The sequence below is a fragment of the Paracoccus angustae genome (assembly GCF_042648745.1).
Lineage (GTDB): Bacteria > Pseudomonadota > Alphaproteobacteria > Rhodobacterales > Rhodobacteraceae > Paracoccus > Paracoccus angustae.
Window position 1 is genome coordinate 1 of sequence record NZ_JBHRXY010000061.1, and the last position, 11,123, is coordinate 11,123.

At 68.3% G+C, this 11,123-nt stretch carries 10 protein-coding genes; 9 read left to right on the forward strand and 1 reads right to left on the reverse strand.

The genetic code is table 11. From position 1 onward, the window contains the following. The first annotated feature begins 85 nt into the window (after positions 1–85). From ACFOM8_RS21730 to ACFOM8_RS21745, 4 genes are all read left to right on the forward strand, one after another. On the forward strand, positions 86–1,627 hold the full coding sequence (locus ACFOM8_RS21730; protein WP_377764478.1) for an L-aspartate oxidase: 1,542 nt from the start codon (positions 86–88) through the stop codon (positions 1,625–1,627). After that, a complete protein-coding gene (gene nadC / locus ACFOM8_RS21735) occupies positions 1,624–2,469 on the forward strand; it encodes a carboxylating nicotinate-nucleotide diphosphorylase (protein ID WP_377764479.1) in 846 nt (281 codons plus the stop codon). Before ACFOM8_RS21730 ends, nadC begins: the two co-directional genes overlap by 4 nt. 544 nt (positions 2,470–3,013) lie before the next feature. Continuing rightward, positions 3,014–4,372 (forward strand): PQQ-dependent sugar dehydrogenase, encoded by a 1,359-nt coding sequence (locus ACFOM8_RS21740; RefSeq protein ID WP_377764480.1) that lies wholly within the window; start codon positions 3,014–3,016, stop codon positions 4,370–4,372. Between the two features lie 54 nt (positions 4,373–4,426). Next, positions 4,427–4,744 carry a c-type cytochrome gene (locus tag ACFOM8_RS21745; protein WP_377764481.1) on the forward strand — a complete coding sequence of 106 codons (318 nt, stop codon included), beginning with the start codon at positions 4,427–4,429 and terminating at the stop codon, positions 4,742–4,744. 9 nt (positions 4,745–4,753) lie between these two features. Here ACFOM8_RS21745 and ACFOM8_RS21750 read toward each other — a convergent pair whose 3' ends face one another. After that, the gene (locus tag ACFOM8_RS21750) at positions 4,754–5,716 is read right to left on the reverse strand and encodes a 2-hydroxyacid dehydrogenase (RefSeq protein ID WP_377764482.1); all 963 of its coding nucleotides are present in this window, start codon (positions 5,714–5,716) and stop codon (positions 4,754–4,756) included. A gap of 179 nt (positions 5,717–5,895) precedes the next feature. Here ACFOM8_RS21750 and ACFOM8_RS21755 point away from each other — a divergent pair, with 179 nt between their 5' ends. The 5 genes from ACFOM8_RS21755 to ACFOM8_RS21775 all read left to right on the forward strand — a co-directional run bounded on the left by ACFOM8_RS21755 (position 5,896) and on the right by ACFOM8_RS21775 (position 10,662). Further along, positions 5,896–7,032, forward strand: coding sequence for a TRAP transporter substrate-binding protein (locus ACFOM8_RS21755; protein ID WP_377764483.1), 1,137 nt, complete (start codon positions 5,896–5,898; stop codon positions 7,030–7,032). 68 nt (positions 7,033–7,100) lie between these two features. Next, positions 7,101–7,685 (forward strand): TRAP transporter small permease subunit, encoded by a 585-nt coding sequence (locus ACFOM8_RS21760; protein WP_377764484.1) that lies wholly within the window; start codon positions 7,101–7,103, stop codon positions 7,683–7,685. Between the two features lie 44 nt (positions 7,686–7,729). Next, positions 7,730–9,154: a TRAP transporter large permease gene (locus ACFOM8_RS21765; RefSeq protein ID WP_377764485.1), complete on the forward strand. Its 1,425-nt coding sequence runs from the start codon at positions 7,730–7,732 to the stop codon at positions 9,152–9,154. Next, positions 9,138–10,496, forward strand: a complete 1,359-nt coding sequence (locus ACFOM8_RS21770; protein ID WP_377764486.1) for an amidase — start codon at positions 9,138–9,140, stop codon at positions 10,494–10,496. The genes ACFOM8_RS21765 and ACFOM8_RS21770 overlap by 17 nt, the downstream gene beginning before the upstream one ends. 4 nt (positions 10,497–10,500) lie before the next feature. Then, positions 10,501–10,662 (forward strand): hypothetical protein, encoded by a 162-nt coding sequence (locus ACFOM8_RS21775; RefSeq protein WP_377764487.1) that lies wholly within the window; start codon positions 10,501–10,503, stop codon positions 10,660–10,662. The last annotated feature ends 461 nt before the right edge of the window (positions 10,663–11,123 follow it).

Sequence of the window (11,123 nt, forward strand, 5' to 3'; positions counted from 1 at the left end):
TCGAGGTGGACGAGGCCGTCGCCGCCCCGGCCCGCCGGGCGGTGCAGCGGATGATCGAGATGTCGCGGCAACCGGCGGTTCGGGCATGATGGAGACCCGCCGCGTGGTGATCGTCGGCGCGGGACTGGCCGCGCTTTACGCGGCCCTTGCGCTGGCGCCGCGTCCGGTGCTGATGATCTCGCCCGATCCGCTGGGGCAGGGGGCGAGTTCCGCCTGGGCGCAGGGGGGCGTCGCGGCGGCCATGGACCCCGCCGACAGCGCCGCGCAGCACGCCGCCGACACGCTGCGGGCAGGGGCGGGCCTTGTCGTTCCCGAAGTGGCCCGGCTGGTCACGGCCGAGGCGCGCGGCCACATCCTGGCGCTGGCCCGGCTGGGCGCGCCCTTCGACCGGAACGGGGCGGGCGGCTTTGTCCTGTCGCGCGAGGCCGCGCATGGTCTGCCCCGGGTGGTGCGCGTCGGGGGCGACGGGGCGGGGGCCGCGATCATGGCCGCTCTTGTGGCTGCCGTGCGGGCCGCGCCCTCGGTGCAGGTGGCGGAAGGCTGGGTGGCCACGGGACTGGTGCTGGAGGGCGGGCGCGTCGCGGGGGTGCGGCTGGCGCTGACCTCGGGCTCGGTCTCCGTGGCGCTCGCGGCGCCTGCGGTGCTGATCGCGGGCGGCGGATCGGGCGGGCTTTTCGCCGTCACCACCAATCCCGCCCGCATCCGGGGCGAGGCCCTGGGCATGGCGGCCCGTGCGGGCGCGGTGATCGCGGACGCCGAATTCGTGCAGTTCCACCCCACCGCCATCGCAAGCGGCGCCGACCCCGCGCCACTTGCGACCGAGGCGCTGCGGGGCGAAGGCGCCCGGCTGGTCAATGCCGACGGCATCCGCTTCATGGCGGCGCTGCACCCGGACGCGGACCTGGCCCCGCGCGACGTCGTGGCGCGCGGCGTCTTTGCCGAAACCCGGGCGGGCCGCCGTCCCGCGCTGGATTGCCGCGCGCTTGGCGCCCGCTTCGCCACGGACTTCCCGGCGGTGGCGGCAGCCTGCGCGCGGGCCGGGATCGACCCCGCCCGCCAGCCGGTCCCGGTCGCGGCGGCGGCGCATTACCACATGGGCGGCATTGCAACCGACATGGAGGGCCGCAGCAGCCTGCCCGGCCTTTGGGCCTGCGGCGAGGCGGCCTCGACCGGGCTGCACGGCGCGAACCGCCTGGCCTCGAACGGGCTGCTGGAGGCGCTGGTCTTTGCCCGCCGCGCCGCCCTGTCCATCGGCCGCGGCGGCCCGTCCGCCCCTCCGGTGGCGCTGCCGGAACCTGATCCTGCCCCGCTGCCCGACCCCGCCCTGATCGCGCGCCTGCGCGGGGCCATGACGGGGGGCGCGGGCGTGCTGCGGGACGCCCATGGCCTGACCGCCGCGCTGCGCGCCATCGCCGCCGTCGAGGCCGCTGGGCCCGGCTGCCCCCGGCTTGCCAACATGACCGCCGCCGCCACGCTGATCTGCGCCGCCGCCCTGTCCCGCCGCGAAAGCCGGGGCGCGCATTGCCGCACCGATTTCCCCGACCCGTTGCCCGCGGCGCATCGCAGCCGCATGACCCTGGCAGAGGCCCTGGCCCTGCGTCCCGCCCCCCAGCCGGAGCCCTTATGATCCCGCCCTTGCCCGACATGATCCTGGAACCCCTGGTTCGCGCCGCCCTGCTGGAAGATCTGGGCAGCCATGGCGACATCACCACCCGCACGGTGATCGCGCCCGGCGCGCGTCTGGACGCCGCCATCCGCGCGCGCGAGGGCGGCACGGCGTCGGGAATGCAAATGGCCGCGCTGGCCTTCCGGCTGATCGACCCGGCCCTGCGCCTGGACGTGCTGATCCCCGACGGCACCCCCTTCGCCCCCGGCGACACGCTGGCGCGGATCGAGGGAGACGCCGCCGCCATCCTCTCGGCCGAGCGGGTGGCCCTGAACTTCGCGGGCCGCCTGTCGGGCATCGCCACCCTGACCGCCGCCTTCGTGGCGGAAACGCGGGGCACCGCCACCCGCGTCACCTGCACGCGCAAGACCACGCCCGGCCTGCGCCTGGTGGAAAAGCAGGCGGTGCTGCATGGCGGCGGCTTCAACCACCGCGTCTCGCTGTCGGACGCGATCCTGATCAAGGACAACCACATCGCGGCGGGCGGCGGCATCCGCGCCGTCTTGCGGGCCGTCAAGGCGCAGGCCTCGCACATGATGCGGGTCGAGATCGAGGTGGACCGCCTGGACCAGCTGGCCGAGGTGCTGGAGGAAGGCGGCGCCGATGTGGTTCTGCTGGACAACATGGACACGGACACGCTGCGCCAGGCCGTCGCCATGGCCGGGGGACGCGTGGTTCTGGAAGCCTCGGGCAACATGCGCCTGGCGCGCATCGCCGAAGTGGCGGCGACGGGGGTGGACTATGTTTCGGTCGGCGCGCTGACCCATTCGGTGTCTGTCCTGGACCTGGGTCTGGACGCCTGAGGCGACGGGGAGCCTTGGCGAAACACCCCGGGCCGCAAGGGTTCGGCGCCGCATCTGCCGCCGTCTGACGGCCAGGGCAGTCCAGGCGCAACGCAGTCCGACGCTTTTCCCCATCTGGCAATGGCATGGCCCGACAGGGGCAGGGCAGGGCGTGGGTCAGGGCCGACAAGGGCAGTCCCGGACGATCCGAGCAGGGCGGAAACCAGCCCGTGCCAGACAACGCCGTCGCAGGAAACGCCGTCGCAGAAATCGGGGCGGCACGGGGCGGCGTCATTCTTGTGGCGACCGCCTGGCTGGCAGAACCGGGATCATTTCCGTCCCGGTGGCCGGTCCGCGTGCATCATTTGGTCTGATCCGACCAACAAAGCTGTTGAAAATACGGCGCGGCCATAGATCATCCGCGCTTGGGCACCGGCCGGCCCGCGCGCCGCATCCCGCGGCGCCCCCGGCGGTCGGATCGGCTCTGACCGAAAGGACTCCGCGCCCTTGGGGGAAGGGGCGCAAGATCCTGCCTGAAACGGGACTGCACCAGGGAGGAGACACAATGAAACGCGCGACATTCTGCGGACTGCTTCTGACGACTGCCTTTGCGACGCCGATCCTTGCCCAGGAAGACCTTGAAACGCTGCAAGGCATGCAGCGCACCGACGCCACCTTCACGCGCATCGAACAGACCGGGCCGACCGCCGATGCGCTGGCGGCGATCCTGCCGCACATCAATGTGCCCGACGGGTTCGAGGTTAGCCTTTACGCCGTGGTGCCCGATGCCCGGTCCATGGCGGTGGCGCCGCAGGGCACCGTTGTCTTTGTCGGCACCCGCAAGGACAAGGTCTGGTCGGTCGTGGACCGCGACCGCAACCGGGTCGCCGACGAGGTGATGGATTTCGCCCCCTCGCTGACCTTCGACATCCCGAACGGGCCCTGCTTCTCGCCCGACGGGTTCCTTTACATCGCCGAGCGCAACCGCGTTCTGCAGTTCCCGGCGGCCGAGTTCTTTTTCGAAGGCCCGGACCCGGCCGTGGGCACCGTCGTGGCCCAGGGCGAGCTGATCCCGGCCGAGGAGGAAAGCTTCAACCACACCGCGCGGGTCTGCCGCGTCGGACCTGACGGCAAGCTGTATATCTCGCTGGGCCAACCCTACAACGTGCAGCCGCGCGAAAAGCTGGAGAAATACGACGAGATCGGCATCGGCGGCATCGTCCGCATGAACATCGACGGCAGCGAACGCGAGGTCTTCACCCGCGGCATCCGCAATTCGGTCGGGCACGACTTCGACCCGGCCAACGGCGATCTTTGGTTCACCGACAACCAGGTCGACGGCATGGGCGACGACATCCCGCCGGGCGAGTTGAACCGCCAGACCGAGGCGGGCCAGCATTTCGGATTTCCCTGGGTGAACGCTGGCATCGAGATCGCGGATTACAAGGACGTGCCCCGCCCCCAAGGGGTCGAGTTCATCGAGCCGCAGGTGAAAACGGATGCCCATGCCGCCGATCTGGGCATGAGCTTCTATCGCGGCAACTCGTTTCCCCAGGAGTATCGCGGCGGCATCTTCTCGGCCCAGCACGGCAGCTGGAACCGCACCACGCCGGTGGGAGCGCGCGTGATGTTCACCCGTCTTGATGCCGATGGCAATGCTGCGGGAACCGAGGTCTTCGCCGACGGATGGCTGGACGGGGAAACGGGCGAATATCGCGGACGCCCCATGGACATCGCGTTCCTGCGCGACGGATCCATGCTGGTGTCGGACGACTTCGCCGGGGCGATCTGGCGGATCGCCTATGCCGGCGATGGCGCCGGCGGGGCCGGCGGCGGCGCGATGCCCCAGGACGGCGCGGCGGATGCCGAGGCCGACGGCGAGGCTGCCGGCACGCCAGCCCCCGCCCCCGCCCCCGCGAACTGAACCCGTCCGGGGCGGTTCCTGCCGCCCCGGTTTCCTCAAGGAAAGCTGCACATCATGAGATCATTCCACTGCGCGGTTCTTGCTGCCGCGTTCGGCCTGTGCGCCGGTGCCGCGCTGGCGCAGAGCGACGAAGCCCCGATCCAGACATGCCGGGTTTGCCACGGGGTTGACGGCGTGGGCACCAATCCGATGATCCCCAACATCGGCGGTCAAAGCGCGGAATACCTGTCCAAGCAGTTGCAGGATTTCCGCGCGGGGCGCCGCGAGGATCCGCAGATGTCCATCATCGCCCAGAACCTGACGGATGAGGAGATCAGGGCGCTTGCCCGCTGGTATGCCTCGGTGAGGGCAACCTATACCCTGCCGGAATGACCCCCGCCGTCAGGCCACGCGGTCGGACGGATCAAGGCCGGCGAAGAAGGCGTCCAGGTTGTCCAGCGCCCTGAAGCCCATCGCGTCGCGGGTTTCCTCGGTCGCCGAACCGATATGGGGCAGCAGAAAGACGTTGGACAGGGCGGCAAGCGCCGGGTTGCCGCCCGGTTCGGTCTGAAACACGTCCAGACCGGCGGCGAACAGCTTGCCCGATCGCAGCGCCCCGACCAGCGCGTCCTCGTCGATCAGGGCGCCCCGCGCGGTGTTCACGACGATCGCCCGGTCGGGCAGCATGGCAAGCGTCCGGGCATTGATGATCCCGGCGTTCTGCGGCGTCGCCGGGCAATGCAGGGAAAGCACGTCCGACACGGCCAGCAGGCTTTCCAGGCTGTCGTGATGGATCGCGCCCTTTTCCAGATCGGGGGGCAGGCGGCGGCGGTTGTGGTAATGGATCTGCATCCCGAAGCCGCGCGCGCGGTCGGCGGCGACCTGGCCCACGCGCCCCATTCCCAGAACGCCGAATCGCCTGCCGGTGACCTGCCGCCCGACCATAAAGGCGGGGGACCAGAAATCCCATGCCCCGGACCGGACCAGGGCATCGCCTTCGGCCCCGCGCCGGGCGGCCCCCAACATGCACAGGATCGCGATTTCGGCGGTGGCGTCGGACAGCACGTCGGGGGTGTTGGTGACGACGATCCCCGCCGCCCTGGCCGCCGCCAGATCCACATGGTCGGTGCCCACGGAATGATTGGCGATGATCCTCAGCCGGGGACCGAGGGCGCCGATGACCTCGGCCCCGAACCGTTCGGAATGGCACGGCAGCACCGCGTCCACGTCCCGGCAAGCGGCGATCAGCTCCGCCGCGGACAGAACCCTGTCTTCGGGGTTCAGGATCACGTCGTAATCGCGCGCGGCCCTTGCCTCGACCGCGGGGCGGAGCTTGCGGGTGATCAGCAACTTGGGCTTCGCCATGGCCGCTTCCCTTGCGTCATCATCGCTGCCTTTGGCCGGGGGCGGCCAAACGCTCGAAAAGGCTTCGGATTAATTTACCGTATCGTCAAAAAGTCCAGTTGCGCAAACCCGTTTTGCCGTTTCTACTTGGTCGCAAGAACATGTCGCGCCAAGCGACTTCATCGTCTGGGAGGACACCGATGACCGACTCCGTCGAAGCCGCGCGATTTTCGCGCCGCTCTTTCCTGCGCACCGGCGCCGTGGGCGGAACCGCCGCAGCGGCCACAGCCCTGGCCGCCCCGCCCGTGCTGGCGCAGTCCCCGATCGTCATGAAGATGCAGACCTCGTGGCCCGCCTCGGACATCTGGATGGACATGGCGCGCGAATACACCACCCGCGTCGAGCAGATGTCGGGGGGCCGCCTGACGGTCGACCTGCTGCCCGCCGGGGCGGTTGTCGGCGCGTTCCAGGTGATGGATGCGGTGCATGACGGGGTGATCGACGCCACCCATACGGTGCCGGTCTACTGGTATGGCAAGTCCAAGGCCGCCTCGTTCTTCGGAACCGGGCCGGTCTTCGGCGGCTCGGCCACGACGATGCTGGCCTGGTTCTACCAAGGCGGGGGCGCCGAACTGTACCGCGAACTGACCCAGGACATCCTGGGCCTGAACGTTTACGGCTATATGGGGATGCCCATGCCCGCGCAGCCGCTCGGCTGGTTCAAGAACGAGGTCAGCACCGTCGCCGACGTGCAGGGCCTGAAATACCGCACCGTCGGCCTTGCGGCGGATCTGTTGCAAAGCATGGGCATGTCCGTGGCCCAGCTGCCGGGGGGCGAGATCGTCCCGGCGATGGAGCGCGGGGTGATCGACGCCTTTGAGTTCAACAACCCGTCGTCGGACCGCCGCTTCGGCGCGCAGGACGTGGCCAAGAACTATTACCTGTCGTCCTATCACCAGGCGTCCGAATCCTTCGAATTCATCTTCAACCGGGATTTCATGGACGATCTGCCCGAGGATTTGCAGGCCATCCTGCGTTACGGGGTCGAGGCTTCGGCAACCTCGAACCTGGCTCTGGCGATGCGCGAATATTCCAAGGATCTGGCCGAACTGGCCGCCGGCGGGGTGACGGTCCACCGCACCTCCAAGGACATCCTGGCCGCCCAGCTTGAAGCCTGGGACACGCTGATCGCGGATCTGGAAACCGATCCCTTCAACAAGAAGATCATGGACAGCCAGCGCGCCTGGACCGAACAGGTCGCCTATTACGAACTGATGAACGCGCCCGACCTGGGGCTTGCCTTCGAACATTACTACCCCGGCAAGCTGAAGCTGTGATCGGCAGGGACGGCGCGGGACAATCCCCGCCGTCCCGCCCGCGACGCGGCCCCAGGGAGTTTCCATCAATGCAGAAATACATCCGGTTTGCCGACAGCCTGTCGGCCTGGTTCGGCAAGGCCTTCGGCTGGCTGATCATCCTGATGACCATCGGGATGAGCTACGAGGTGATGGTGCGTTACCTGTTCAACCGCCCGACGCCCTGGGCGCTTGACATCAGCTTCATCATGTACGGCACGCTGTTCATGATGGGGGGCGCCTATACGCTGTCGCGGGGCGGCCACGTGCGGGGCGATTTCCTGTATCGCCTGTGGTCGGACCGGACACAGGCGCGGGTGGACCTTGCGCTCTACATCCTGTTCTTCTTTCCGGGCATTCTTGCCCTGATCTTTGCCGGGTGGAAGTACGCCGGCCGCTCGTGGAGCTATGGCGAGGTGTCGGTCAACAGCCCCGCCGGGATCCCGATCTATCAGTTCAAGACGGTGATCGTCGCCGCCGGGATCCTGCTGTTCCTTCAGGGGATCGCGCAGGTCATGCGCTGCATCCTGTGCCTGCGCACCGGCGCCTGGCCGCCGCTGGACTGGGATGTCGAGGAAACCGAGACGATCCTGATGCAGAAGACCACCGAAGAAAAACCCCACGGCCCGGCCTGACGCCGGTTTGTTCCCCATGCCGATCCGAACCAGGAGTTAGTGCCGTGACCGATCCGCAGATCGCCCTGTTCATGCTGGGCATCTTCATCTTCTGTGTGTTCCTGGGGTTTCCCATCGCCTTTACGCTGATGGCCATCGGCATCGGGTTCGGCTATTACGCGTATTACGATCCGGGCCGCATGTGGCGGTCGTTCAATCGCCTCGAGGACGATGCGGGATTGTGGGAATCCGCGCAGCTGTGGCTTGAAGGGTTCTACAACAACCGGATCTTCGATCTGTTCGTGAACCAGACCTATACGGTCATCTCCAACGAAGTCCTGACCGCCGTGCCCTTGTTCCTGTTCATGGGCTATATCGTCGAACGCGCCAACATCGTCGACAAGCTGTTCGCGACCCTGGCGGTGGCGACGCGCAACCTGCCCGGCGCCCTGGGTATCGCGGCCCTGATCACCTGCGCGCTGTTTGCCACCGCCACGGGGATCGTGGGGGCCGTGGTCACGCTGATGGGCCTGCTGGCGCTGCCTCAGATGCTGAAGATGCGTTACAACCACAGCTTCGCGGCGGGCATCATCTGCGCGGGCGGCACGCTGGGGATCCTGATCCCGCCGTCGATCATGCTGATCGTTTATGCGGCGGCGTCCGGGGTGTCGATCGTGCGGCTTTACGCGGCGGCCATGTTGCCGGGCCTCGTGCTGGTGGGCCTTTACTTCGTCTACATCGTCGGCCGCGCGGTCCTGAACCCGTCGCTTGCGCCCAAGCCCACGCAGGACGAGGTTCCGGCCGTGCCGCTGGGCAGGCTGATGTGGATGCTGGCCACCAGCTTTCTGCCGCTGGCGATCCTGATCCTGTCGGTGCTGGGGTCGATCCTGTTCGGTCTGGCCACGCCCACCGAAGCCGCGTCCATCGGCGCGCTTGGCGGCATCCTGCTGGCCCTTGCCTATCGCGCGATGACCTTCGACCGGCTGCGCGAAAGCGTGTATCTGACGGTCCGCACCACCGCGATGGTGTGCTGGCTGTTCGTGGGATCCTACACCTTCTCGGCAGTGTTCAGCTATCTCGGCGGAGAGCAGGTGATCGCCGAATTCGTGCAAGGCCTGGACCTGACGCCGATCCAGTTCCTGATCATCGCCCAGATCATCATCTTTCTGCTTGGCTGGCCGCTGGAATGGTCCGAGATCATCATCATCTTCGTGCCGATCTTCCTGCCCTTGCTGCCGCTGTTCGGGATCGACCCGCTGTTCTTCGGGGTTCTGGTGGCGCTGAACCTGCAAACCAGCTTCCTGACGCCGCCCATGGCGATGAGCGCCTATTACCTCAAGGGCATCGCGCCGCCCAGCGTCAGGCTGACCGAGATCTTCGCGGGGGTGCTGCCGTATTGCGGCCTGGTGCTGATCGCCATGCTTCTGATGTACACCTTCCCCCAGATCGTCTTCAGCCTGCCGGACGCCTTCTATGGCCCCTCGCGATAAATCGCAGGCGGTGCTGGGACTCGAGGCGGTCGAGATGCGCGACCGGCTGGCCTCGGGGGCGCTGCGGGCCGCGGATCTGGTCCGGGCCTGCCTGGCCCGGATCGCGGAACTGGAACCCCGGGTCGGTGCCTGGGCCTGGATCGACGAGGATCATGCCCTGGCGCAGGCGCAGCGGCTGGACCAGTGGCGGCAATCCGGGCGGGCGGTGGGGCCCTTGCACGGGCTTCCGGTCGGGCTGAAGGACATCATCGACACCAAGGGCATCCCGACCGAGAACGGCACGCCCATCGACGCGGGCCGCGTGCCTTCCGAGGACGCCTGGATCGTCGCGCGGTTGCGCGCGGCGGGGGCGATCATCCTGGGCAAGACCGTCACGACCGAATGCGCCTTTCTGCATCCGGGCAGGACGCGCAATCCCCACGATCTCGACCATACCCCGGGCGGATCGTCGCAAGGTTCGGCGGCGGCCGTCGCGGCCGGGATGGTGCCGCTGGCGGTCGGCACGCAGACGGGCGGATCCGTGATCCGCCCGGCGGCATTCTGCGGGGTCGTCGGCCTGAAGCCCAGCTTCGGGATGATCCCGCGGACGGGCATCCTGACTCAGTCGCCTTCTCTGGACACCGTTGGCGTCTTTGCCCGCAGCGTCGCCGACTGCGCCCTTCTGGCCGAGGCGATCGCAGGCCATGATCCCGTCGATCCCGCGACCGAGGCCCTGCCTGCGCCGCGCCTGCTCGACACGGCCTTGTCGCCGCCGCCCGTCGCTCCGGTTCTTGCCTTTCTCAAGCCGCCCGGCTGGGACCAGGCCGATCCGCAGACCGTCGCGGCGATGCATGAACTGGCCGGCCTTCTGGCCGAGCAGTGTTTCGAGGTCAGCATTCCCGGGCTGGAGGACGCGGCCGCGATCCGCCGCCGCATCAACCTGGCCGAGATGGCGAAATGCTATTACCCGCTGGAACGGCGCGGGCGGGACCGGATGTCCGACATCCTTCGCGCCGCGATGGACGAAGGCAAGACGGTGCTGGCGCGCGACTACATCGCGGCTCTCGACTGGCGGGCCGTCATCAATGCCGCGGCGGCGCCGGTCTTTGCGCGTTGCGACGCGATCCTGTGCCCGGCGGCGCCGGGGCCAGCGCCAAGGGGACTGGCCGATACCGGCGACGCGATCTTCAACGGATTGTGGACCCTGTCCGGGATGCCCGCGGTCACGCTGCCGGTGTTCACGGCCGAAAACGGCCTGCCGATGGGCATCCAGCTGGTCGGGCAGCGCGGCAACGACGCCCGGCTGCTGCGCACCGCCCGCTGGCTGGCCACCCATCTTGAAACCTTGAAGCAACAAGGATGAGATCATGAACTTGCTTATGGCTTTTCTGGCCTTCGCCACGCTTGTGGGGTTTCTGGCCATCCTGGTCATCCATGTCCCCCGCCTTGACCTGATCGCGGTGATCGCGGTCACGGTTCTGCTTGCCGCCTGGGATCTGTTCACGACATTCAGGCCGCGAAAGGGCTGACAACGACAGCACGGCTGGGCCTCCGCCGAGGCCTTGCGTGCCTTGCGGCCCGGCTGTTTGTCCGGCCCGCCAGCCAGCGCAGACCGCGTTCCAGACAAGCGTCGTTCTTCACCGCATTGGCGTCGTCCGAGCAGCGGCGGCAGTCGTGCACGTCCGTCAGCCACCTGTCTCGGGGGCGCAACGTCGGCGGGTCCGGCGCGGGCTGTCCAGACCAGGCCGGTGACGCCGGATCTTCGGGCAGCCTTCGGCTTGTAAAGAGTTTTCTCGATGTGGATTGGAACGGTTAATTTTTTTACCCTTGCTGAAAAGGCTTTAGTCCGCCGCCGATCTCGTGATTAACATCGTTTTCGAGGACCGAGCGCGCCTGCGGGCCGCTGCCGGGCCGCTGCCGGGCGGCGGCGTGGCGGGCGGGGCGGGTCAGGGCGGGTTGCGGCGGCGGGGCCAGGAGGGGACGATGAGCC